The sequence below is a fragment of the Spirosoma utsteinense genome (assembly GCF_014282275.1).
Taxonomy (GTDB): domain Bacteria; phylum Bacteroidota; class Bacteroidia; order Cytophagales; family Spirosomataceae; genus Spirosoma; species Spirosoma utsteinense.
The window spans coordinates 90,118-113,599 of record NZ_VFIA01000022.1 but is presented as its reverse complement, the minus strand read 5'-3'; the positions used below and the strand labels follow the sequence as shown (position 1 = coordinate 113,599).

Genomic DNA, 23,482 nt, shown 5'->3' with positions numbered 1-23,482 from the left:
TTGACGGCAAGCAGTAGTTTGGCCAAACAGTGGATGGAGGACATTTTGTTAAGGGCATTACCACCCAAAAGTGCAATCAGTTTTTGCAAACCTTTTTCTTGACATCTATAATTGAAGTAACCATCGAGGGTACTGGTCGGAATACACTCGGCGTGATTGATAAAGCACTCAAGGTCAAAAGCCAGCTTGAGAAGCAACCGGGGCGGGTGGTCGATGAAGTGTGGGCTGTCTTCGACCGTGATAGCTTCCCCAATCAAGATTTCGATAATGCTATTGCCAAAGCGCGCGAACTGGCAGTACATTGTGCCTGGAGCAACGAAGCCTTTGAACTCTGGTATCTTCTCCACTTTCAAAACTTCGAAAACGCCATGAGTCGGCATGACTATAAGAAGCTACTGGAACGAGAACTAAGTCGATGTATCGGCAAACCGTATCAGTACGAAAAAAGTGACCATACTGTTTTTGATTTACTTATTCAGCACGGAAATGAAGAGCAGGCAATCAAGCGGGCAAAACAGTTGGAAGAACAATTTGCAGGCCGGACTGACTACGCCAGTCATAATCCCTGTACAAGAGTTTACGTGCTGGTTGAGAAGCTTCGCTTGCAGTCTCCACCTAATGCCTAATTGATACCCTGAACTCACTAGTAATAACCGGATTAAACAATACCGTACTCACAGTGCCGAGCAATGATTAAACAAACGACTATCTTCTTTCTGGCAACCAGCATTGCCATCACCTCAGCCTGTGGTCAGCCGAAACCGACCCAACCCGCCGAGCCATTGGGCTTCGAAGAATACGATCCTGTTTCGACGCTGAAAGTACCGGAGCATAAGTTGAGCCGGTCGAAGTATCCATTCATCGACGTACACAATCACCAGTGGAATATGGACAACGCCAGTCTGCGCCCGCTCCTGAGCCAGATGGATAGCCTGAATATGGGGATCATGATTAATCTTAGCGGCCGGGGATGGGGAAGCGTAGCCGAAGGAACGAAGTTCTTCGACAACTCGCTGGCTAACATCAGCAAGAATGACGCCAAGCGACTTGTACTCTTCACCAACATTAACTTCGACGATATCGGGCGCAAAGGCTGGACCGAAGAGGCCGTCAGCCTTCTCGCAGCCGACGTCAAAAAAGGGGCGAAAGGGCTAAAGATCTATAAATCGCTGGGTATCAACAATAAAGACGATAAAGGACAGCGGATTCAGGTCGATGACCCGCGCCTTGACCCCATCTGGGCCAAATGTGGTGAACTGGGCATTCCCGTGCTGATTCACACCGCCGACCCCAAGTCGTTCTGGGACCCGATGGACCGCTACAACGAACGCTGGCTGGAACTTAAGCTTCACGGTGGCCGCAAACGGGCCGCTAATGACCCGGTCCCCTGGGAGAAGCTCATTGCCGAACAGCATAATGTGTTCCGGAAGCACAAAAAAACAACCTTTATTGCGGCCCATATGGACTGGTTCCCAAACGACCTGACCAAACTCGACAGCCTGATGCAGGTATTCCCGAATATGAACGTCGAGATTGGTGCCGTTATCGCCGAGTTGGGCCGTCAGCCTAAAGCATCACGAACGTTCTTCGAGAAATACCAGGACCGGATCCTGTTTGGCAAAGACAGCTGGGTACCCAGTGAGTATGCCACCTACTTCCGGGTGCTGGAAACAGATGATGAATACTTTCCGTACCACAAAAAATACCACGCGTTCTGGCGGATGTACGGGATGGCGCTGCCCGACGAGGTTCTGAAAAAAGTTTATTATAAAAACGCCCTTCGTCTTATTCCGGGGCTGGATAAAAGTCAATTTCCAAACTAAGGCCCTTGGCGCGAAACGGTCGATTACCGATCAGACAGCGCTGCCTCTATCCTGTCACATATCCTAAAACACCCTGTGTATGCAGTTGCTTCGCCATCTTTTTGTCTATTCACTGCTCATCGCCGGAGCCTTGTCGGCTGGGGCACAAAGCCTTACTGCCGATGCCTTTGAGCAACAGGTAAAGCAGTTGCCAGCGGGACAACTCCTGGATGTCAGGACACCCGGCGAGTTTGGCGGAGGACACCTGCCCGGTGCCAAAAATTTGGATTTCCGGAACCCTGATTTCGGAAAGAACCTGGCGAGTCTCGATAAGAAAAAGCCGGTTTATGTTTATTGCCTGTCGGGTGGGCGCTCAACAGAAGCGGCCAAACTGATGCGTGAGCAAGGCTTTACGTCGGTTTACGAGTTGCAGGGCGGTTATCTCAAATGGACTACCAGGATGAAACCCATCGAAGGGGCCCAGACCAAATCGTCGGCCAAAGCGGTTACGCCCGCTGAGTTACAGACATGGGCCGCTAGTAATCGCCTGGTGCTTGTCGACTTTTATGCGCCCTGGTGTGCGCCCTGCCAGAAAATGATGCCGATTATTGATCAGTTGCAGACCCAGTATGCCGGTAAGGTACTCGTGGTGAAAGCCGATGCCGACGCGAGTAAGGCCCTGATGCAGGCCTACCAGATCGACGAAATACCAACGCTGTTGGTTATCAAGCAGGGTAAACTGTCCGAGCGCCTGATTGGCCTGCAAACCACGGCCTACCTCACCGAACTGCTCGACAAAAACCTGTGACATCTTTCCAATGACCATCACCCAAATTAATTTATACCGGTACGATATTGCGCTCAAAGCGCCCATTGCCATTTCTCTCGGCACCATTGAGCACGCCCGTAACCTGCTGGTTGAGATTCAGACAGAGGCCGGAATCACGGGCTGGGGCGAAGGGTCGCCCTTCTGGATGATCGTAGGCGAAACCCAGGCATCGGGCCTGGCTGCTGCCGGGGACATGGCCCGACTGCTGCTCAACCGGGATCCACTCGATATTGAAGGGTGCCTGAACACCCTGGTACGTTACCTGCCCGGTCACCCCACCACGCGCTCGGCCTTCGACATGGCCCTGTATGATATTGCTGCCAAGGCCGCCAATATGCCGCTCTACCAGTTCCTGGGTGGCAGTAAGCAATCACTCGTCACCGACGAAACGATCTACATCAACGCCCCCGAACGCATGGCAGAGGATGCCCTGCGCATCCAGGCGAATGGGGCTGAAGCCATAAAAGTCAAACTCGGGACGAATGCCCGGGACGATATCCGGCGCGTCGAAGCGATTCGAAACGCCCTCGGCGACACGATGCCCATCCGGACCGACGCCAATCAGGGTTGGGACGTTATTACGGCGCAGACGGTGTTACGCGCCATCGGTGGCTGGAACGTGCAGTATTGTGAGCAACCCATTCGACGCCATGACATTGCCGGGCTGCGTCAAATTCGCCAGTCGTCGACGGTGCCGATCATGGCCGACGAAAGCCTGTTCGATGCCACCGACGCGATTCGATTGATTCGGGAAGAAGCAGTCGATTACTTTAATATCAAGCTCTCCAAGAGCGGGGGGATTTTCGAAGCCCTTAAAATCAATGCGATTGCCGAAGCCGCCGGAGTGCCGTGCATGATTGGCTGCATGTCGGAGTCGCGCCTGGGGTTAACGGCCAACGCTCACTTTGCTTCGGCCCGGCAAAACATCCGTTTCTACGATCTGGATGGGTGTTTCGAACACGCCAGCGACCCAGTCCAGGGCGGTATTGTATATGATAAGTACCAAATTACGCTGCCGGATGCGCCCGGCATTGGCGCGGAGGTCGATCCTTCCTTTTTGAACGGGCTGGACAAGGTCTCTATTCACCGGTCGGCAGCATGAATACCCAGCCGCCCACTCGCCTGTTCAGGGCGGTATTTGTGGTCGTTACGCTGCTGGAAATTGCAGGCGATATGGGGCAACGTCAATGGCTGCATTATGGCACTAAGCCGCTGATCGTCGGCATGCTGCTGGTTTGGGCCTGGCGTCATCGGACGGTGGGTGGCCGTCCAATGATGATACTGCGCATCGGCCTGGTTTTCGCGTTGCTGGGCGATATTTTTCTCATGATTCAGGAAGTCGACCTGTTTGGACCGGGTTTGGCATCGTTTCTATTTATGCAGTTATGCTATTGCGCCGTCTTCGGTATGCGCGGTGCCTTCCAGTCCATTTCACTGGCCATGTTTGGGCTGATTAGCCTTCCGTTTGCGCTCTACGCGGGCGTTTTCCTGATGATTCTCTATCCTGCTTTTACAGCAAACCCCGCCCTGCAGGGGCTTTGGATTCCGGTGATCGTTTATGTCGGCTGCATCAGTACGATGGGGCTGCTGGCCGCCCTGCGCCGGGGTAATGCGGGTTATGGGCACGTACTGACCGGTGCGCTGTTGTTCATACTCTCCGACTCGGCCATTGCAGTCAATGGCTTTTTATCGCCCTTTCCCGGCTCAACGCCCCTGATTATGAGCACTTATGCAGCCGCTCAATACCTGATTGTTAGTTACATACATCCCAGACAATGACCATTATTACTACGGCTCAGACCGACGATGATTTACGCGGCATCCTCGCCCTGCAGGAGCAAAACCTGCGTCGCTTGATACCCGCTTCAGTAGCCGCCGACCAGGGGTTTGTGACGCTCCAGTACACGCTCGACCAGATGCGTCAGATGCACCAGGCGGGGCCAAGCGTTATTGCTAAAGATGGCGATGTTGTAGTTGGCTATGTTATTACCACACTCCCTGAAACCCGACAGTTCGTACCGGAGTTAGGCAACCTCTTCGATCAAATTGACGTGATCACCTATGAAGGTCATCCCCTGTCGACCTATACCTACTATGTGGCCGGGCAGGTTTGTGTGGCCTCCGGCTACCGGGGCCAGGCCCTGCTGGACCGGATGTACCAACACCACCGTCATCTGTATGCCGATCGGTTCCAGTTATTCATCACCGACATTTCGGCCCTGAATACCCGTTCCCTGCGTGTCCATGAGCGAATTGGTTTTTACCCCCTACAACGCTTCTACGAACCGACAGCGGGCGAAGAATGGATCGTGGTTGTTTGGGACTGGAAAAAGTAGACAGGTGAAATAATGCGCTTCTTCCGTTGTCGTCAGCTACTCCCAACTCTATTTTCCATGCGTTTACTTTTCCTGCTTTTTGTCAGTACGGCTACCCTGCTTGCCCAACCCGGACCGCAAACCTTTACACCAGCAAAATCAGTTACCGGTGCAGGTTTTTCGGCCGACCGGCTGAAGCGGCTCGATACGTTTCTACAGGGTCTGATCGATCAGGGGATAGCGCCCAATGCTGTCACGTTTGTAGCCCACCGGGGTCAGGTTGTGCATTACAAAGCGTTTGGCTATAGCAATCTCGAGAAGAAAACACCCTTGAAGCGCGACGACATCTACCGCATTGCCTCGCAGTCGAAAGCCATCACGACCACGACGCTGATGACCCTGTTCGAGGAAGAAAAATTCCTGCTCGATGACCCTATCAGCCAGTACATCCCGGCCTTTAAAAACCCGACCGTGCTGGTAAGTTATGACAGGAAAGACCCGGCAGGCGGTAGTTTCAAGACCCGACCGGCAAAAGGCGAAATCACCATCCGGCAACTCCTGAGTCATAACGCCGGTATTCCTTACGAACACCCGCTCGATCAGCGACCTGAGTTTATGTTGCCCTTCTTTAACTCGACGAAGCCCGACAAGCTCGAAGACGTTATCAATAAACTGGCAAAACGGCCGCTGTTGCGCGACCCTGGCACCGATTCGACCGGTGCCGGTTTTACCTACGGGTTGAACACCGATGTCATTGGGCGGCTGGTAGAGATTCTGTCGGGCAAGCCTCTCGATGTGGCCATGCGCGAACGGGTTCTCGATCCGCTCGGGATGACCGATACTCATTTTTACCTGCCCGCCAGCAAAACCAGCCGACTTGTCGAACTGTATAGCAAAACCAATGGGCCACTGTCCCTTCACCAGAACACAGATTATAGAAACTATGCGATATCGGGCGCAAAAACCTACTTCTCTGGCGGGGCTGGTGAGCACCGTCGAAGATTATGCCCGTCTCTGCCAGATGTTACTGAACGGCGGCACGTTCAATAACCGCCGAATACTGGGCCGGAAAACCATTGAGATGATGACCCGCAACCAGATCGGCACCGCCGATGTGTGGGACCGCCAGGACAAATTCGGATTGGGTTTTGAGTTGATTACCGCTAACTCACACTATGGCGACCAGGCTACGCCGGGTGCCTACACCTGGGGCGGCATGTACTGCTCGGAGTTCACCATCGATCCCAAAGAAGAGCTTATCATGCTGGTGTTTACCAACGTTCAGCCGTATTCATACTACAGCGATTTCGTCCGGAAATTTCGTATGGCCGTGTATCAGGCGCTGGAATAATCCAGCCGCGCAGTGTGATGAGCCTAGCGGCCGAACAGGTATCAACTTATTGCATCGACAAACACGGGAACTCTTCTTATAGCGATTAGAAGTAACATTACTTCCTATCACTAATTAATAAGGTTAGGCCAGAACGGATAGCCGATTACCAGGCAGCTAAACAAGCACAACCGAATAATAGATTAAGTAACTACTCATGAACTCCCGGGTGGTTGCTTAATCTATCGTTCGTATATTGCTTGTCTATTAGATTAGTAGTCTAAGTTAGTAGTCCGTCACACCATGTCTTTTTCTGCGTTATCTGCTCCCGATGATCAGTTAGATGAATTGATCAATCGACTGAGTCAGCTTCCTACCCATACGATTGGTCGACGGACAGATAACGTGATCGTTATTTCACATGGGAAAGTGAGTGGTCAACACGCCCGGCTGATTCTATGTACTCCCAGCAGTTTCGTTCTGGAAGATCTCGATAGCAAGAACGGGACGTTTGTGAACGGCGTACGAATTACCCGCAAGGTTATCGGTCAGCAGGATCACATTCAGCTGGCAGACTTTACGTACACAGTGGCTCAGCTTCTCGATCTAAGCAAGGAATCAGTCATAAAACCGGTTACTGCTTCTACCAATCAGTTGCCGCCTGCCGCTCTTCCGGCTCAAAAAGCATCACTTGATTTCACAAACCAATTCGCCGATCTACAACGGGTCTTTGACCAATACCCGAAACTCCGCAAGAACTGCCGTAACCGCGAAAAAATGATTCGCACGGGCAGCGTCATCCTCTCATCTATTGTTGGCATCAGTACTGCCCTATCGACTGGGGGCGGGGCGCTACCTGTCCTTCAACTTATGTCAGGCGCGGGGCTTAGTATGCTGGTGCCTACTCTCTGCTCAACACTTTTATCGACGGAAGAAAAGCTAGAGATTATTGACAAAGAATATCGGGAACAATACCGGTGTCCCAACCCGGCTTGTCGTGATCCCTTTGGCACACGTGAGTGGGAATTGCTGGCCCAGCAAAAGACGTGTAGACGGTGTCAGGCCATTTGGGTAAACTAATCTCAATTTTCAGACTCACATTTCTGACACTCGTTCGATTCATTCACATCATTCAACCCTTATTGCTTTACTATCATGACACAACTTCCCAAACAGGCTGATCTTGAATCGACCGACATGTTCGTACCTGTTCAAGAGACGACCCCTTCTTCACCTAAACCAGCCCTCATCACGAACAAAAAAAAGATGCTGGGCATCTCTGCCGCTACCGTACTGCTCGGTGGAGCAGTTGGTCTGGCGATAGCCAACAATGTTGGCGAAGGGGAAGAAACATTACCTTCAGGCACGGCGAACCTACCTTCTCCCACAGAGATAGAAACTGGCAGGCTGCCTCAGGATATTGATGTCGCCGGTAAAGTAACGGATGACATGTCGTTCGAGCAGGCCTTTAAAGCTGCTCGTGATGAGGTTGGCGAAGTGGGGGTCTTCAATTGGCACGGCCTCTGGTACAATACGTTTGAGAAAGAAGAATGGAGTGAGCTATCGCTGGAACAGCGTCAGGAATTTGTAGAAGCCGTTACTGGCGAGAAACTGCCGGTCAAACTTTACTCCCCCCAACAGACTACCCATGATACTACCTCGAAGATCCAGGAACAGCAGCTTGAGCCAACGATCATCGAAGGGTATCTTAATGGCCAGCGCGTGATGGGCCTTGATTTCAATCAGGACGGTGTTATCGATACATTGGTAATGGATGGACAGGACGGCAGCACCTATCGGGTAGTTGATGCGACTGGTGATGACGGGTTAGACACCGTGTATCGCTACGATTCCCTGAACGGTGACCTAACCGGCGTTGTTGGCCTCGGCCAGCCGTTTGTATTATCGAATGATGACTTCAGCCAGCAATTAGAGAACTCTATGTCGCAGGAAGTAATTGATTCGATTTTAGAACCGGAAACGACTGTAGCTTCCCCAATTCTAATGGCCGATCTGCCTACCGAAGCACCCGAGGAAGACCCCGATGAGTACGTAGCCAGTTCGAGCGAGCCAGACGACACTTACATCAACAATGGAGATGTACACGACATGGAAGACTAGGTGGCTATGAATAACTTCAAAACTACGCTTATCAATTGCCAACAGTGCGGCCGTCGGATTATGGTGCGGGCAACCGATGCTGAACGAGGATCGATCACCTGCTCGCATGTTGGTTGCGGTGCAGTTAATACGTTACAAACAGTTTTTCAATACGACGAAGCTATTGCCAATGGCCTGCCAGACATTGGACAGTTAGTCTACTTAGAGCAACCAGAAATAGTGTATCCGCTTCGTTTCGGGCCAAACGTAGTTGGTACGGGTGAGGGCTCCACTATCCGCGTCAATCGATTCGAACATGGTGGTCGTTGCTATATCAGCCGATGGCACTGCACCCTAACCGTTACGTTCGACAAATGGACCGGTCGTCTGCGTTACCATATTCAGGATGGAGCTGTTGAACCCGGTTCCGAGTCGGTCCGATTTAGCTTGAACGGAACCATGTTAAATGGCACTCCCCTGCTGAAGACTGAAATAATAGACGTGGCTGACGGTGATGTTATCACGCTGGGTGGTGCAGATCGTTTTCGTCTGACCCATGCGATTATCAACCCAGCCATGCTTGAAACGTATAAAATCGATCTGGCCTTCAACCCCGACCGTACCCAGTAATTCATGTATATCGAACCGACGTTACCGCTGGCTTTTTCACACATTGGCCAACGCGCTATCAACCAGGATAGCCTATTCCCTACGGTTGGAGCGGCCACGGAGCAGACCGGTCTTTTTGTCGTTTGCGATGGTATGGGTGGTGCTGATAAGGGCGAAATAGCCAGTCAGCTCCTATGCGATACGATCACAGAATATGCTCATTGCTTTAATTACCCAGCCTTTGATCTGGTCCATCTGCGAACGGCGCTCGGACTAACACTGGACAAATACCAATCTTACCTGCGCCAGCATCCCCTTGTTGGCCGGATGGGATCTACACTGGCCATCCTGCAATTTCATGAGTACGGCGCTACTGTAGCCCACATCGGAGACAGCCGAATTTATCAGCTGCGAGCGGGGAAAATTATCTTTCAAACGAAAGACCACAAGCAGGTAAACGATATGGTTGATGCGGGCATTATAACCGCCACACAAGCGTTAACCCATCCGTGGCGTAATCGGTTGAGCCGCGCCGTTGTTGTCGAGCCAGGTCATAACCCCGGGCAACCGACGCTACCTATACCAGACCTCACCGTCCTGACTGATATTCAGAAGGGCGACTATTTCTTCATGTGTACAGATGGCGTCCTTGAACAATTAGATGACTACGCACTGGAAACCCTGCTGGCAGGCAACATTCCGGATCAGGCTAAAGTACAATCGTTGGTAGCGTTGTGTGATGGTCAGACGAGAGACAATTACTCTGGCTACCTGATTGGCATTAGCCAGGTGCAGCAAATTACTACCGTTCCATTGACCGCACTTTCTTAGACAAACACATATGGTACTGATACTGCGTGTACTGATTGGACTGCACCTTGTAATTATCACCCCGACGATCGTTCGTGCTCAGCAACAAACCTACGCAGTGTTGGTTGGTGTCTCTGACTACAAAAACCTTTCTGATAAGACCGGGGATTTACAATTTGCCGACCGGGATGCGAAACAGGTACTGGCATTTCTAAGAAGTAAAATTGGCGGTAATGTACCCGCCGGTAACATACAACTTCTCACAAACCAACAGGCGACCCGGTCACGTATTGAAAAAGCCGTTATGTCATTTGGTAAGGCTAAATCGGGGGATCGGGTGCTCTTTTATTTTTCAGGCCACGGGCTTACCAATAGCTTCGCCCCCTATGACGCCCAATCCGGACGTGTATCTACGATGCTGACTCATCAGGATATCAAAACTGCGTTTCGGCACTCTTCGGCCTCAACCAAGCTATGTATTGTAGATGCCTGCCTGTCGGGCAGTATGACCCGGCCAAAGCAGGGTACGCCAACCCGGCTAAGTTCAACAACCGATAAAGGCAATGTGGCTATGTTGCTGGCCAGTCGCTCAACCCAGTATGCTATTGAGAGCCGACGCCTGACGGGAGGAACCTTTACTCACTACCTGCTGCTGGGGCTGGGAGGGCGCGCCGACCGCAATGATGACCAGATAGTAACTATCCATGAATTACATCAGTACGTAGCTCCTCAAGTGCGCCGGGCTACAAAAGGTCGACAAACGCCTGTTTTCTACGGACGATTTTCGGATAACCTAGCTTTAACGTATCTTTGAAAGAACTATTCGGTTACAACATACCGGCGTTATGAATCAATCGTTTACTTCTTTTCCTGACTTTAAAAGACGTTATCCAATACGTCCTAACGACGAAAGTTCCCTATTGGGGAGTGGCTCTTACGGTCGTGTATTTAAGGTTGAAGATCAGCTCGAAACCGAATGGGTCGCTATTAAAATCAGTGAGTTCAAAGGGAACGAAGCCAAATCGTTGAAAGCCGAAGTCGATCTGGCGCAACGCGTACCCCGGCAAGCTAATATTGCCCGTTACGATGCTTGTTATCGACTCGAAACAGATACCAGCGTCAGCGATTTCGCGATCATGAAGTACTACCCGGATGGCAATCTGGCAGACTTACTTCAACATAACTCATTGACTCCACCCCAGATTTATGATATCACGCAAGGTATCTTGCTGGGACTACAGCACCTGCACCGCCATCGTATCGTTCACCGTGACTTCAAACCAGCTAACATTCTCATTTCACGTGATAATGCGGGTCGGTTCATCCCTAAAATTGCTGATTTCGGTTTAAGCAAACTGGTTACCAGCGATGAGCTGGATAATTCTGATTTTGATCTCAGCGATGGTCGCGGTACCCCCTCGTATAAAGCTCCGGAACAGATTGAAGGGAGCCGGGTTAGTTTCAATCTTGACTTGTGGGCATTTGGCGTCATTTTGTACGAAATCCTGACAGGCGAGAAACCTTTTCGGGCCGATTTACGCAATAGTAGCGAACAGTCGGCACGACGTGAAATTGAAAAGAAAATCATAACCGTCACCTTACCGGAGCGTATCAATCAGGTTGCCGAGCCCTACGCCAGCATGATTCGACGCTGCCTGGTTCGTGACATTCACGAGCGGGTACGTCGGGAAGACGAATTATTGGATTTACTCGACGAAATTCCAACGCTACTGGCTGATGCCCGAAAATTAGTTAGTCAGCGTAAATACGAGCAGGCCATATCCCTGTTCGGGCAAATACTCATCAAACGGGAACACCATACCGAAGCGGAGAAGGAATTAGCTCAATGCCAACTGGATATAAAGCGCCAGCAACTAACTCAGTTGTTAACGAAAGCCAATGACCACGTAACAAGGCGACAATTTGAACAAGCAAAAAGCTATTACGAGCAGGCGTTGCAGGTAGACCCTACTCATTCAACAGCCATACAGGGATTAGCTCTGTGTGTGAATAAACTCCGGCCAGAACCGGCGGTCATTTCCAGAGTTGGGCATGTCTCAGACAAAACGGATGTGTATGAGGAACGCACTGACGTATATCATCCTCCTATCAAGCCAGCGGCTGTTCAAAACCGTCCGGTTATTGTAGATAAGACCATTTCTGTTCGTACCCCGAAGACCTCGGTATCAGGCACTGTTGAACAAACCGTCATCAATCAGCCGATTAAGGCGGCCGTAACACGCACCATTCCCTGGCGTATATTGGCCCCCGTAGCGATAGGGCTGGGCGGCTTGATTTTGTATTACAGTTATGGGCCTGAAAAGGTCGAGAAACTTACTAACAATGAATCGGGCGTTGCTGCCACGGAACAAAAGGCAGAAATCCTGCCCGCCCCTTCTATTAAAGCTGTCACTAAACCAACAACGCCAACGCTAACGAAAGTAACGAAGCCAGACCCAACACCACCTGTAGCCGTACCGTTTAACGCTAACTCCCTTAATAAGCGAATCGATGTTGCGATGGACAAAGCGCGGTTGGCTTACGAACGTAAAGACTATGCACTTGCGGTGGTGCTTTGCAAAAGTGCACTTCAACTCGATCCTGCCCGTCCGGACGTTATCGGCTTTCTAAATTCATCGATCAAGGCTAGCCAGCGCGCTGCATTGGCCGAAACTATTTCTCCAGTGGCATCGCTAAAAGAACCAGCCAAGAGCGCAGAGCCAACAAAAGTAGCGGTACCCGTAGTGGACGAGAAAGAGAAGGCACTTAAAGAAAAGCAGGAAGCCCAGACTGCCTATGACCAATTGATCGAAGAGGGAATCAAAGCAATCAGCAGTAGCAATAACAAAGTGAAAGCTATCGCGGAGTTTGGCAAAGCTTCTTCACTCGCTAAAGAACACAATCTGAGTACGGTCAAAGCCGAGGGTGCATACACAACCTATCTGACCAAGGCCAATAGAATCTTTGACAGTGAAGAATATGAGGGAGCGAAGGGCTGGTACAAGGTGGCTCAGGCCCTGAAAGACACCCCGGAGGTCCGAACAAAAATCAAACAATGCACGAATCAATAAACCATCTAGCTTATATGGATCGATTACTACGTCAGCTTATTTTTTCTCTTTTTCTTCTTGTTCCCTTAACCCCAGCGCTGGCTATCCATCGAGCCCCATCGGCCATTGTAATCGACGACGAATACGATGCATACAAAAAAAAGGGTGATGATTTCTTCAGATCAGGTAGATACCCTGAAGCCCGTCGGCAGTATCAGAACTGCCTGGAAGTACCTGGTTTTGAAAACGATCCGTATGCCAAAGCTCAACTCGACAAATGCGCTACGGCATTGGCGCTGCGGCAACAGGCCGATGATGCCCTAAAACAGGAAAAGGGGCAGGATGCACTCAACCTGTATGGCAAAATTCTTGCAATTAACCCCGATGACGCCATTACCAAATCCCAACTTGCTGACTATTACGAGCAAGAAGGCAATAAGCTCTACAACCAGCAAAAGTATGCTCAGGCCAAAGCCCGCTATGAGCAGGCACTCCCCTACTCGACCCGCCAGGAAACCCTGCGTCTTCAGATCCGGAACAGCGAAAAAAATTTAGTACCAGTCGTACGGAATCGGGTTGGCTTAAAAGTAGTGACAGGTGTGGTGGCTGTGGGAGCTGGTGCCTACGCCTTGCTGCTCCGTAACGATTTTCAAACCAAGCAATCAGCCCTGAATCAACTAAGCCAATCTACCGACCCTTCCGGCACAGGCATTATAGCCAATCCTGATTCATATCGGCAATGGAGTGAAGCGTATGATGCGGCTGAATCAGCTCAACAAAAGAACGGGCTGTATAAGGCCTGTATCGGGGTAGCCGCCGTTGCTACAGTAGCTGAGCTATACTTGCTGATCCACAAGCCCAAACCGCGTCTTCGCGCAATCAACTGGCATCCATCTTCTACCTCATGGGGCCTTGCCGTTTCGCTTGCCCTCTAATATATCCACACACTTAGGCGCACAGGGCGTCAATTACAGATATTCGTCATGAAAAAAAATATACTCTCTTACCTGATTGGGCTAAGCCTGATCTGTCTTGGTAGCCAACTACTGGTTAGTTGTGAATCCTGGGAGTTGCCCTCCCGAAAAACACAGCGAAACTGCGTTAAACCGACCGGAACGCTGAATGCAATAATCAATCAGAAGAAAGTCGACTTTTCGATCGGTAATACCGGCGGAACCATCGATCAGGTGAGTTGGGATTTTGGTAATGGCAGCACCACGATTACGAGTGGCATGACGGTAACCTACACGTACCCTACCTCCAGCACCTACACAGTAAGAGCAACCCTGTCGAATGCCTGCGATACAGAAACAACCCTGTTACGTACCATTTCTGTCAATGATGCGGTATCGCCCACAGTAAGCCTACAGGCAATCACTACCGTTTCGTTGAACGCGGCCACGGCAACTATGGCTGTGAGTTCTAATGGCAACGCCACCATAACCCGTTACGGCATCTGCTATTCGCGTATTAATCAGATGCCGACAATAGATACCGACCTGAATCAGACACTGACGGGTGCCCCAGCCATTAACACGCCGATTTCAATTGAGTTAAAAGACCTGCTGCCCAACACTACCTATTATGCTCGCAGTTACGCGGTCAACGGATCAGATCCAGGCTACAGCACTGTACAAACGTTCAGAACGGGACAAAGTCCGGCGGTTACAACCAGCGGCTCAACTAACGTAGCTATAACCACAACGACCGTTAATTTTGTTGTTAGTAGCCCGGGCAATCCGGCTGCGGTAGCCTATGGCATTTGTTACTCATCGACCACCAATTTGCCAGACATAACAAATAGTACTGCGGTAAACGTATCGAGCCCTACGGTGGGGGCTAATACGGCGGTTAACCTAACCAATCTCACGCCAAATACGACATATTATTATCGGGCTTATGCTAAACCGCCAGTGGGGGAGCCTATTTATGGACCGATTCTGTCCTTTACAACGCAGGTCGATGCTGTTACGCAGGACCTAATTGCATCGGTGTCATTCACGAACCGATCGACCCAGGACGCCAGTGGAAATAATAACCACGCTATTGTAGTCGATAGTCCGACGTTCACAAATGACCGGAAAGGAAACGCTAATTCAGCGATTCAGCTGGACGGAGTGAATGACTATTTCTACATGGCAGATAACAATACGCTACGTCCCGACGCCCTTTCGATCAGCGTCTGGATCAAACCTGCTGCGATTAATAACAATTCGAACCGGATACAGATCTACAATAAATCGCGCTGGAACGACAGTTCAGCAGAAATGTACAGTTCTCTGATCAAGCTGAACGAAAATGGTCCGGGATTAACGTTCATGACCAACATAAAACAGAATAGTAACTGTCAGGTGGCTGTTGGATGGCAGAACTTTGAATTCAGCAGCAACTTCCAGCTTAACACCTGGCACCACCTGGTATTTACCTACTCAGGTCGATCTGTCCGCATGTATTTTGATAATGTACTGGTAGATCAACGGGATAATCTACCGGCCAATGCAATCGATAGTTGCCCGGGTGGAGAATTGAAGTTTGGCGCTCAGCTCAGAGACTACCCAAATTATTTCAACGGGGCCATGGATGACATTCGGATATACCGCCGGGCCATTTCTGCCGATGAAGTAAGAACGTTGTACAACCAATAGAAAACACTTCAACTAATTTTCCGTAGCACCCGCTGGGCCAGCGATTGAAACGGGTTAGCCCTGTCTGCACTGATTCGCTTCAGTATAGGCAGGGCTTTTTCGTTTTGATTATTCTTCACATACGCTAGTGCCAATGACCACTCCGCTTTCTGATGAAGCGCCACCGAGGGAGTAGCCAGCGACTGGCTCAAAAACGGAATGGATACCGCTGGCTGACGGTTAGCCAGGTGGCTCAATCCCAATAAATAATTCTTGTAATGTACTGTTTGCTTATCGGCAGGAAGTGTTTTCAACCGCTCGATAACCACATCGTACTTGCCAGCCTTATAGTTCGTAAGCGCATCCATAAACTGGGTACGTATTTCTGGAGATAAGTTATCAGCCGGAAATCCTTTGGTCAGTTCCTCCGGCATGGTATCGGCATAAGCAATATCGGGTCGTTGCCCTACCGTCTGCCGATAAGTAACGTAACCAAGGCTCAACACAATTGCTATCGACGCGGCTATGGCTAGGTAGCGCCAGACGGGAAGCGACCGAACAACAGTTGGCTGCCTGATCTCCGCTACTGGTACTGTCATTTTGTAGTGTGCCTTTGCCCGTTCCAGAGCCCTTTCAATACCAATAGCCCGTAATCCAAGCCGAAGTTCACGTTGCCGGTTTACTTCCGTTTTTAGTTCGGCATCTGCCTGCATATCGGCTTCGAACAACGCCCGATCCGATACCGACAGCTCACTTTTGAGATAAGCCTCAATTAATTCATACTGTTCTTCTGTCAGTTTCATAGTCCTTGCCTGTGGGCGGTCTCCTGATAAAATGCCTTTAATTTTTCGGCACAGCTGTACCGTTTCGACCGAGCCGATGACTCTTTCATGCCTAACCGTTCGGCAATTTCCCGTAACGACAGTTCGTCCACGTAAAACCATTCAATCAGCTGCCGACAGTCGTCTTTGAGTTGTCCCAGCGACTTACGAACGGTGTTAACTACCTCCTGACGTTCCAAATCTTCGACAACGTCTGCCGTATCTGCCACATCGATAACTTCAGGCATAGCCCCGTGCATTCGTAACCGAGCTGATTTCAATTCGGTCAGCCAAACCCGTTTGCCATACTCAAAAATGACCGTTGTAACGCGGGTTCCTGGCTGATATTGATATTTCCCGGTTTCTATATTGAGTAAAAAACTCAGCATTCCTTTCTGAAAAGCATCTTCAGCGTCCATCTCCGACGCACTATTGTTCAGCATCCAATAGCGAAATGACGGGAACGTTTCAGTGTACAAGTGTTGATATGCCCGCTCATCGCGCTGCCTCAGTGCTGTATATAAATCCTGATCGGTAGGGTATGGACGTAGGTTCTGGTGTTGCATAAGGGCATAAGCTGAGCGAATATATACCCTGCCACACATAACTCCCCCCCGTTCAATCGGTATAGTACAAAGATGAATAGGAGATAACCAAGAAAGGTCAGTTCGTGGTAGTTAAAAATCCTTCTACTCCCTATTACCGACATGCTTATAAGCAAGTAATCCCTGTACTAGCAAGCTCAATCGTTTGTATCGTTAAAGCTGACCATTAGGCAACTAAATTAGCATTATAAGGTACATTTATGATGATTTTGTTAAATTTTGTAATCCTGTCAAAAACTACGTCCGGTCTACAGCCGTGAGTCGGGTATACCGTTGTAGGTTTGTAAGTAACGATTTTTGATTCCAACCAATGATCAAAAAAATTGCTCTTGTCATCGTAGGGGTGCTGGCGTTCCTGGTTGTCTGGCAATGGGAGTGGGTGAGCTACGGCTATATGCAGGCAAAAGGCCAGCTCAGGATTATGCTCAACACCCAGCCAGTTAGTGACGTTTTGAACGATCCGGCGTATCCCGACTCGCTGAAACGGAAGATAAAGCTTATCGGAGAAATCAAGCGATTTGCTATCGATTCGCTGAAGCTGGATCCGTCGGGTAGTTATGAAACGTTTTACGATCTGAAAGGCAAGCCATTGATGTGGGTACTGATCGGTTCTGAGAAATACAGGCTCGTACCAGTCGAGTATAAAGTGCCCATTTTGGGTGCATTTCCGTATAAGGGTTTTTTTGACGAGACCCGGTTGCAACAGGCCGATACGTTATTGCAACAACAGGGATTCGATACTCGTATCAACGAAGTAGCCGCTTATTCAACACTGGGCTTTTTCAGTGAACCGATCCTGTCGAATATGCTGAAGCGGTCTGAAGGCCAACTGGCGGAGCTGATAATTCATGAGTTAACCCATGGGACGTTGTTTATAAAGAACAGCCTGGAGTACAACGAAAATCTGGCTGACTTTGTCGGTGATTACGGCGCATTGCGGTTTTTGGCACAGAAATATGGAGAGTCGTCGGTAGCTTACCGTGACTTTTTAGCGGCAAAAGCGTTTTATGAACGATATGATCAGCACATCCTGCGTGGCACCAGCGTACTCAAGCATTTATATGAGACGTTTAAACCTGACACGCCCATTGCCATCAAAGATTCGTTGAAGTGGCAAACGATCGCCCAAATCGTTACTTCATCGGATACGATTACCGATGAACGTAGTACAACGGGGGCACGTTTAGTAAAAAAGCGACGGTTCAACAAACTAAACTTACCTAATAATGCGTACTTTATAGGCTATCTGACGTATAGGAACCAGCAAAACCAATTTCGTCAGGAATTTGAAAATCGGTTTCATGGCAACTTCAGGAAGTACCTGACATACCTCAAGCAAACCTATCCATCGCTATAAACGAGGCCCGATAAACGGGCGGATGTTGTATGAAGAAGTATTTGATTGGTCTGGGCGTTATTACTATTCTGGGCTCTGGATTCTCAGCGCTGAATACCTACCGCCGTGTGGTCAACACCAGTTTCGGGCCGGGCGAACACCTCGAATACCGCGTTCATTACGGCTTCCTGAACGCGGCCGAAGCCATTGTCGATGTGAGCCCAACGCTGTATAAAGTCAATGAGCGCCCCTGCTACCGCGTTAATGTCGACGGACGGACGGTTGGCGCCTTCGACCTCGTTACGCGTGTTCGTGACACCTGGCGTTCGTATATCGACACGTCAGCTATTCTGCCCCAGAAGTTTTATTCCAACATTCAGGAAAACAGTTACCGAAAAGAAGAGAATATTACGTTCAATCATAACGCCAATACCGTAAAAGCGGAAGAGCGTACCGAGCGGGATATCTTTAAAGTGCCAGACGACGTACACGATTTCATTAGCGGTTATTATTTCCTGCGCACAATCGATTTCAGTCACCTTAGCAATGGACAGGTCATTGAAGTCCCCGCGTTCTACGATGACACGGTCTATAACATGAAGGTGCGCTATCGGGGTAAGGACGTAGTTAAAACCAAAAGCGGTAAGCTCAATGTGATTCGGCTTCACCCGGTTCTGCCCCAGAACAAACTGTTCAAGGAAGAAGAGTCGATCCGTATCTTCGTTTCCGATGATGCCAACAAGATTCCGGTCAAAGTCGAAGTCGACCTTTTTGTTGGTTCGATGGTGATGGATCTTAAGCGAAATAACAACCTGAAACAACCACTCCGGTATTTCTAACTGATGCGACGGGCCATTTAACCAGTAAAGGCACCTGTTCAGACGGGTGCCTTTACTGGTTAAATGGCCCGTCGTATCAGGTTTAGCAACCGTCGGCCTATTTTCACTCCAACCGGCAATCGATTCCAGCGCACCTCCGTAAACTCCGATTCAGTAGCCCCAAAACTCGCGTAAAAATTGACGATCGATTTCTTTTGCGGGCTTTCGAAATCGAACAGTAGCGGTCTGTTGGCAACCCGGCACCCGGCATTGGCTCGTAGCTGCCGGTCGATCAGCAGAGTACGGGCATTGCCTTTGCGGCCTGTCTCCGTGGCTGCGTTGAACAGATAAATGATACGGTTCCCTTCTGTGACGAACAAAGCCCCCGCTTCCACCCTGTCTTCAAACCAGGCATACTGGATACTTGCCAGCCCCCGCTCCTGTAGAGCCAGAATCAGCTGGCGCAGGATAGCATAAGCCCACGCTCCTACACCACCCTCAATGCGGCTGGCGTGATTGGCGCGAAACAAAGCCAGTAGCGGCTCCGGATCAGTCGAATCTGTTACAGACCAGCCATAGCCCTCTGCCCGACGCAGGTTCAGTCTACGGTCGCGGTTGTAACGACGGGCCAGTGTCTCATAACCCATAGATAGATCAAGCAGGTGCGTTGTCCGTGGCCGGATAGTAGCGAAGGCAGGCGGTGAACGTAAGGGCGATTGCAGGCACAACACCGAACCATAGCCGTAATGCTGCTGAGCAGCCTCGTGGAAAGGGGCGGGATCGAGCGTTTCGTCAGATGAGAACACGTCCAGAAAGGGACAGAAGAGCGGTTGATGAACGACCCACACGCCCCATTTCCGGCGTAGCGGAATTGGCATTACGGCCCGGTAGCTACCCGTTTCGTCAGTCAGCGCCAACCCTACCCACCGCCATGCCGGGCCAGAGGTTACAGCATCCAGGTACCAGGAATAGCCGTAGATGATGGGCTGCCGGGAAGACGCCACACAGGCATCCCAGGCGACCGTATCGACTTCGCTTCTGGCGAGTAACCGTAACATAGTACGGAGAATAAAGTATGAAAGTCGTTGCCTACCTGAACCGCGCCTTCAGCTTATCCAGAATATCGCGGGTTTCCGGGTGCTTGGCGGCCAGATCGCTGATCGTCTGGATGGCGTGAATAACGGTACTATGGTCGCGCCCCCCAAAATGATAACCGATCGACTTAAGAGAGAGATCCGTTTTTTCTTTAGCCAGGTACATAGCCACCTGACGCGGGTGGACGAGTTCACGTTTGCGGCTTTTGGCTTTTAAATCAGCAATCGTCACATTATAATGGTCGGCTACGAGTTCCTGCACCGAGTCGATCGTTACTTCCCGCTCGGAGTCGACCACGATGGTTCGCAGCGTTTGTTTGGCTAGTTCAAGGTCTATTTCGCGCCGGTTCAGCGATGCCTGTGCCATCAGGGATACGATCACGCCTTCCAGTTCGCGCACGTTCGTATTGATACTGTGGGCCAGGTATTCAATGACCGCGTCTTCGATATAAACGCCTTCGGCCTGGAGTTTTTTCTGGATGATAACGATACGCGTTTCCAGGTCAGGCGTCTGCAAATCGGCCGACAGACCCCATTTGAACCGCGACAGCAGCCGGTCTTCCAACCCATCCAATGCCCTTGGTGCCCGGTCGGAGGTCATGATGATCTGCTTGCCCGACTGGTGGAGATGGTTGAAGATATGGAAAAATATCTCCTGGGTTTTCTCTTTCTTTTGCAGGAACTGCACGTCGTCGATCACCAGTACATCGACCTGCATGTAAAAGCTCGTGAAGTCACGGATGCCATCGGTACGGATGGCGTTCAGAAACTGATTGGTAAACTTCTCCGAGGTGACGTACAGGACAAACTTGTTCTGGTTGTTGTTCTTGATGAAATTTCCGATGGCCTGCACCAAATGCGTTTTCCCCAGCCCAACGCCCCCATGAATCATTAGTGGATTGAAGGAGGTAACACCAGGTCGCTCCGCTACGGCATAACCAGCCGACCGGGCCAGCCGGTTACAGTCGCCTTCTACGTAATTGTCGAACGTATAGCTCGGGTTCAGGTATGAATCGAGCGTGAGTGAATCGAGGTCTTTAAGCTGGAAAGGGCTTTTAAGAATATCGGGATTGACGTTGTCGGGTTTGGAGGTCTGGGTCGATTTTGTAGTCGGCACATTGACCGTCAGGGGCCGGTTCTGCTCGTTGCCCTTGTCGACGATAATAGAGTATTCGAGTTGGCCATCGCGACCAATGGCGGTATCAAGGGCTTTGCGAAGCGCATGGACGAAGTTTTCTTCGAGCCATTCGTAGAAAAATTCACTCGGCACCTGTATGGTCAGCACATGACCACTGAGCCGCATCGGCACAATCGGTTCGAACCAGGTGTTGAAGCTCTGTTCGGGTACGATTTCCCGGATTACGGCCAGACAACGGTTCCATACCGTTGTTACCTCACGCTGCATTCCTGATGGATTCGTTCCGTTCACGGGGTTATTGACTAAGTACGGTGTGTGTGCGACTGGCACGTTAATCGCTCAAAAAAAGGGAGACAAATGTAGCTAATTTATCTGACCCAACCGCGCAGGCCGGTCGGGGAAACCCAACCAAGACCTTCGTTCGATACCCGCTTTCCTGCCGGGCCGGGCGCTGGGCTGGTGGTTGGATCGCGTTGCATAGGCCATGAACCGCCGGGCGTCCTTGTCCTTTATCTCTGTTCAGTAAGCTAAAATTACGGCATTCGGGCAGAACGTCAACGCAGCAAAGTAATCCCTTCGAATAATGCAAAACGAAAGGCTTACAAACAACGACAGGACCGCTTTGTCCCCGAAAAGAGAAAGCGCTACTTTTACCGGTATATTATCACCCGTTGCCTGATGGATCCGCTTTTGAGTACTCACTTCACACCCACCGACAAATCGGTCTGGATGCTTCAGGTTCAGAAAGAGCTGAAAGATCCATTGGCCGTTGAAACCCTGCGCTGGAATACCCCTGAAGGATTCGTTGCTGAGCCGTACTACACGGCGGAGGACCTACAGACAGGCCCATTCGTGTTATCGCCGGAAGCAGGCCAGTCTGTACAGAAACATACCCCTGGCTGGCTCAATGCCCCCACCTATCCCTTAAGCAGCGATGCGCAGGCAGATAATCGTATGCTTCGCGACGCCCTGACCCGAGGAGCCGACGGGCTGGTGGTAACCCTGTCTGACAGGCCCGAACCGGGTGACGCAGCCATTCAACAGCTGTCCCGCCTGCTCAACGGCATCAAACTCAGCGATACACCGGTATTTTTCTACCCGGAAGCCGATGCTCTTTCGGTAGTAGAAGCGCTGAAAACGGTGGCCCCCTACCAACTCAAAGGCGGATTACTGAACGACTCAGGTACCGATGTGGCCGAAACCACCCGGCTGACAGCCGATTCACCCTTGTTTCGGACCGTATGTGTCAGCAGCCACGAATTTCACAATGCTGGCGCAACCGCTACCCAGGAACTGGCTTTTATGCTAGCAAAACTGGCCGATCTGTATGACTCCCTGACCGACGCCGGACTATCCATCGACCAGCTCATTCCTAAAACGATTCTGTCGGTATCGGTCGGAACGAGTTATTTTATGGAGATCGCCAAACTCCGCGCACTACGGGTACTAGTTGATCAGTTCGCCGGTCACTACCCGGTATCAGGAGCCTACCCACTCTTTATTCATGCGCAGACCTCAGCCTTTTACGACGCGGCTACAACGCCTTACACGAACCTGCTCCGGGCAACTACCGAGGCCATGGCGGCTGTCATTGGCGGGTGCGATGTGCTGACCGTACGCCCATATGATGCCGTTCTGGGGCAGCAGGCTACCCCTGCCAATCGTGAATTTTCGGACCGGGTTGCCCGCAACATATCGGTGTTACTGAAAGAAGAAAGCTACTTCGACAAAGTGGCCGATCCGGCTGCGGGTTCTTATTATATCGAAACCCTGACCCATCAACTGACTCAGAATGCCTGGACGCTATTTCTGGACGTTGAGCAACAGGGCGGTTTCGCCAATGCGCTGGCCTCCGGCTTTATCACCGCAGCAATCGACTCGTCGTACCGCACCAAAGTTGAAGCCGTCAAACAAGGCCGGGTCCTGGTGGGCGTAACAAAATTCCGGCATGACGAACCGTCGGCGCAATCGCCTGTAACTCCAGGCCCAGCAAATGGTCCATTACCCGACCGACGTTTGGCTGAAGAGTTCGAATAACGTAACTTAACCGTGTACCCTTTTATGAAACGATGGCTCGAAAGGTTCCAGTGATATCAGAAAGCTACTCATCCGCTTCGTTCAGCTGCCGGGAAGCGTGCGATTCACCTCGTGAAGCCAGTCAACAGGCAGCATAGGCTGAACGTATCAGCGAGCTGGAAAAC

At 50.7% G+C, this 23,482-nt stretch carries 23 protein-coding genes; 19 read left to right on the top strand and 4 right to left on the bottom strand.

Features of this window, described 5'->3' with window-relative positions; genetic code table 11:
• The first annotated feature begins 29 nt into the window (after positions 1-29).
• The 16 genes from FH603_RS17605 to FH603_RS17535 all read left to right on the top strand — a co-directional run bounded on the left by FH603_RS17605 (position 30) and on the right by FH603_RS17535 (position 15,490).
• Entirely contained in the window at positions 30-626 is a 597-nt protein-coding gene (locus FH603_RS17605) for an RloB domain-containing protein (protein WP_186738892.1), read from the top strand.
• Positions 627-689: 63 nt separating this feature from the next.
• Positions 690-1,823 (top strand): amidohydrolase family protein, encoded by a 1,134-nt coding sequence (locus FH603_RS17600; RefSeq protein WP_186738891.1) that lies wholly within the window; start codon positions 690-692, stop codon positions 1,821-1,823.
• Positions 1,824-1,902: 79 nt separating this feature from the next.
• Complete coding sequence (locus FH603_RS17595) at positions 1,903-2,610, top strand: thioredoxin domain-containing protein (protein WP_186738890.1); 708 nt, start codon at positions 1,903-1,905, stop codon at positions 2,608-2,610.
• A gap of 10 nt (positions 2,611-2,620) precedes the next feature.
• A complete protein-coding gene (locus tag FH603_RS17590; protein ID WP_186738889.1) occupies positions 2,621-3,733 on the top strand; it encodes a mandelate racemase/muconate lactonizing enzyme family protein in 1,113 nt (370 codons plus the stop codon).
• Positions 3,730-4,410, top strand: coding sequence for a lysoplasmalogenase (locus FH603_RS17585; protein ID WP_186738888.1), 681 nt, complete (start codon positions 3,730-3,732; stop codon positions 4,408-4,410). The genes FH603_RS17590 and FH603_RS17585 overlap by 4 nt, the downstream gene beginning before the upstream one ends.
• Complete coding sequence (locus tag FH603_RS17580; protein WP_186738887.1) at positions 4,407-4,967, top strand: GNAT family N-acetyltransferase; 561 nt, start codon at positions 4,407-4,409, stop codon at positions 4,965-4,967. The genes FH603_RS17585 and FH603_RS17580 overlap by 4 nt, the downstream gene beginning before the upstream one ends.
• 57 nt (positions 4,968-5,024) lie before the next feature.
• Positions 5,025-5,996: a serine hydrolase domain-containing protein gene (locus FH603_RS17575; protein ID WP_262891289.1), complete on the top strand. Its 972-nt coding sequence runs from the start codon at positions 5,025-5,027 to the stop codon at positions 5,994-5,996.
• On the top strand, positions 5,890-6,297 hold the full coding sequence (locus FH603_RS28970) for a serine hydrolase domain-containing protein (protein ID WP_262891290.1): 408 nt from the start codon (positions 5,890-5,892) through the stop codon (positions 6,295-6,297). Before FH603_RS17575 ends, FH603_RS28970 begins: the two co-directional genes overlap by 107 nt.
• A gap of 282 nt (positions 6,298-6,579) precedes the next feature.
• Positions 6,580-7,356, top strand: coding sequence for an FHA domain-containing protein (locus FH603_RS17570; RefSeq protein WP_186738886.1), 777 nt, complete (start codon positions 6,580-6,582; stop codon positions 7,354-7,356).
• A gap of 75 nt (positions 7,357-7,431) precedes the next feature.
• The gene (locus tag FH603_RS17565) at positions 7,432-8,397 is read left to right on the top strand and encodes a hypothetical protein (protein WP_186738885.1); all 966 of its coding nucleotides are present in this window, start codon (positions 7,432-7,434) and stop codon (positions 8,395-8,397) included.
• Positions 8,398-8,403: 6 nt separating this feature from the next.
• Positions 8,404-9,006 carry an FHA domain-containing protein gene (locus tag FH603_RS17560; RefSeq protein ID WP_186738884.1) on the top strand — a complete coding sequence of 201 codons (603 nt, stop codon included), beginning with the start codon at positions 8,404-8,406 and terminating at the stop codon, positions 9,004-9,006.
• Positions 9,007-9,009: 3 nt separating this feature from the next.
• Positions 9,010-9,816, top strand: coding sequence for a PP2C family protein-serine/threonine phosphatase (locus FH603_RS17555; protein WP_186738883.1), 807 nt, complete (start codon positions 9,010-9,012; stop codon positions 9,814-9,816).
• Between the two features lie 10 nt (positions 9,817-9,826).
• Complete coding sequence (locus FH603_RS17550; RefSeq protein WP_186738882.1) at positions 9,827-10,609, top strand: caspase family protein; 783 nt, start codon at positions 9,827-9,829, stop codon at positions 10,607-10,609.
• 31 nt (positions 10,610-10,640) lie between these two features.
• Positions 10,641-12,866, top strand: coding sequence for a serine/threonine-protein kinase (locus FH603_RS17545; protein ID WP_186738881.1), 2,226 nt, complete (start codon positions 10,641-10,643; stop codon positions 12,864-12,866).
• A gap of 14 nt (positions 12,867-12,880) precedes the next feature.
• Positions 12,881-13,780, top strand: coding sequence for a tetratricopeptide repeat protein (locus FH603_RS17540; protein WP_186738880.1), 900 nt, complete (start codon positions 12,881-12,883; stop codon positions 13,778-13,780).
• Positions 13,781-13,828: 48 nt separating this feature from the next.
• Positions 13,829-15,490, top strand: coding sequence for a LamG-like jellyroll fold domain-containing protein (locus tag FH603_RS17535; protein WP_186738879.1), 1,662 nt, complete (start codon positions 13,829-13,831; stop codon positions 15,488-15,490).
• Positions 15,491-15,498: 8 nt separating this feature from the next.
• On the opposite strand, the gene FH603_RS17530 is transcribed toward FH603_RS17535, so the two are convergent.
• Together FH603_RS17530 and FH603_RS17525 are read right to left on the bottom strand one after the other, a co-directional pair.
• A complete protein-coding gene (locus tag FH603_RS17530) occupies positions 15,499-16,272 on the bottom strand; it encodes a hypothetical protein (protein WP_186738878.1) in 774 nt (257 codons plus the stop codon).
• Positions 16,269-16,856, bottom strand: a complete 588-nt coding sequence (locus FH603_RS17525; RefSeq protein ID WP_186738877.1) for an RNA polymerase sigma factor — start codon at positions 16,854-16,856, stop codon at positions 16,269-16,271. Before FH603_RS17525 ends, FH603_RS17530 begins: the two co-directional genes overlap by 4 nt.
• A 349-nt stretch (positions 16,857-17,205) precedes the next feature.
• On the opposite strand from FH603_RS17525, the gene FH603_RS17520 reads away from it, so the two are divergent.
• Both FH603_RS17520 and FH603_RS17515 read left to right on the top strand, forming a co-directional pair.
• The gene (locus tag FH603_RS17520; protein WP_186738876.1) at positions 17,206-18,252 is read left to right on the top strand and encodes an aminopeptidase; all 1,047 of its coding nucleotides are present in this window, start codon (positions 17,206-17,208) and stop codon (positions 18,250-18,252) included.
• A gap of 29 nt (positions 18,253-18,281) precedes the next feature.
• Positions 18,282-19,070, top strand: coding sequence for a DUF3108 domain-containing protein (locus tag FH603_RS17515; RefSeq protein WP_186738875.1), 789 nt, complete (start codon positions 18,282-18,284; stop codon positions 19,068-19,070).
• Positions 19,071-19,129: 59 nt separating this feature from the next.
• On the opposite strand, the gene FH603_RS17510 is transcribed toward FH603_RS17515, so the two are convergent.
• A complete protein-coding gene (locus FH603_RS17510) occupies positions 19,130-20,107 on the bottom strand; it encodes a GNAT family N-acetyltransferase (protein ID WP_244968015.1) in 978 nt (325 codons plus the stop codon).
• A 31-nt stretch (positions 20,108-20,138) separates the two neighbouring features.
• Positions 20,139-21,548 carry a chromosomal replication initiator protein DnaA gene (gene dnaA / locus FH603_RS17505; protein WP_186738903.1) on the bottom strand — a complete coding sequence of 470 codons (1,410 nt, stop codon included), beginning with the start codon at positions 21,546-21,548 and terminating at the stop codon, positions 20,139-20,141.
• A gap of 411 nt (positions 21,549-21,959) precedes the next feature.
• Here dnaA and FH603_RS17500 point away from each other — a divergent pair, with 411 nt between their 5' ends.
• A complete protein-coding gene (locus tag FH603_RS17500; RefSeq protein WP_186738874.1) occupies positions 21,960-23,318 on the top strand; it encodes a methylmalonyl-CoA mutase family protein in 1,359 nt (452 codons plus the stop codon).
• Positions 23,319-23,482: the final 164 nt, after the last annotated feature.

Excerpts from the sequence above, each read along its gene's own strand:
- FH603_RS17600 (WP_186738891.1), top strand. The coding sequence starts at position 690 with ATGATTAAACAAACGACTATCTTCTTTCTGGCAACCAGCATTGCCATC.
- FH603_RS17595 (WP_186738890.1), top strand. The coding sequence starts at position 1,903 with ATGCAGTTGCTTCGCCATCTTTTTGTCTATTCACTGCTCATCGCCGGA.
- FH603_RS17590 (WP_186738889.1), top strand. The coding sequence starts at position 2,621 with ATGACCATCACCCAAATTAATTTATACCGGTACGATATTGCGCTCAAA.
- FH603_RS17585 (WP_186738888.1), top strand. The coding sequence starts at position 3,730 with ATGAATACCCAGCCGCCCACTCGCCTGTTCAGGGCGGTATTTGTGGTC.
- FH603_RS17580 (WP_186738887.1), top strand. The coding sequence starts at position 4,407 with ATGACCATTATTACTACGGCTCAGACCGACGATGATTTACGCGGCATC.
- FH603_RS17575 (WP_262891289.1), top strand. The coding sequence starts at position 5,025 with ATGCGTTTACTTTTCCTGCTTTTTGTCAGTACGGCTACCCTGCTTGCC.
- FH603_RS28970 (WP_262891290.1), top strand. The coding sequence starts at position 5,890 with ATGCGATATCGGGCGCAAAAACCTACTTCTCTGGCGGGGCTGGTGAGC.
- FH603_RS17570 (WP_186738886.1), top strand. The coding sequence starts at position 6,580 with ATGTCTTTTTCTGCGTTATCTGCTCCCGATGATCAGTTAGATGAATTG.
- FH603_RS17565 (WP_186738885.1), top strand. The coding sequence starts at position 7,432 with ATGACACAACTTCCCAAACAGGCTGATCTTGAATCGACCGACATGTTC.
- FH603_RS17560 (WP_186738884.1), top strand. The coding sequence starts at position 8,404 with ATGAATAACTTCAAAACTACGCTTATCAATTGCCAACAGTGCGGCCGT.
- FH603_RS17555 (WP_186738883.1), top strand. The coding sequence starts at position 9,010 with ATGTATATCGAACCGACGTTACCGCTGGCTTTTTCACACATTGGCCAA.
- FH603_RS17550 (WP_186738882.1), top strand. The coding sequence starts at position 9,827 with ATGGTACTGATACTGCGTGTACTGATTGGACTGCACCTTGTAATTATC.
- FH603_RS17545 (WP_186738881.1), top strand. The coding sequence starts at position 10,641 with ATGAATCAATCGTTTACTTCTTTTCCTGACTTTAAAAGACGTTATCCA.
- FH603_RS17540 (WP_186738880.1), top strand. The coding sequence starts at position 12,881 with ATGGATCGATTACTACGTCAGCTTATTTTTTCTCTTTTTCTTCTTGTT.
- FH603_RS17535 (WP_186738879.1), top strand. The coding sequence starts at position 13,829 with ATGAAAAAAAATATACTCTCTTACCTGATTGGGCTAAGCCTGATCTGT.
- FH603_RS17530 (WP_186738878.1), bottom strand. The coding sequence starts at position 16,272 with ATGAAACTGACAGAAGAACAGTATGAATTAATTGAGGCTTATCTCAAA.
- FH603_RS17525 (WP_186738877.1), bottom strand. The coding sequence starts at position 16,856 with ATGCAACACCAGAACCTACGTCCATACCCTACCGATCAGGATTTATAT.
- FH603_RS17520 (WP_186738876.1), top strand. The coding sequence starts at position 17,206 with ATGATCAAAAAAATTGCTCTTGTCATCGTAGGGGTGCTGGCGTTCCTG.
- FH603_RS17515 (WP_186738875.1), top strand. The coding sequence starts at position 18,282 with ATGAAGAAGTATTTGATTGGTCTGGGCGTTATTACTATTCTGGGCTCT.
- FH603_RS17510 (WP_244968015.1), bottom strand. The coding sequence starts at position 20,107 with ATGTTACGGTTACTCGCCAGAAGCGAAGTCGATACGGTCGCCTGGGAT.
- dnaA (WP_186738903.1), bottom strand. The coding sequence starts at position 21,548 with ATGCAGCGTGAGGTAACAACGGTATGGAACCGTTGTCTGGCCGTAATC.
- FH603_RS17500 (WP_186738874.1), top strand. The coding sequence starts at position 21,960 with ATGGATCCGCTTTTGAGTACTCACTTCACACCCACCGACAAATCGGTC.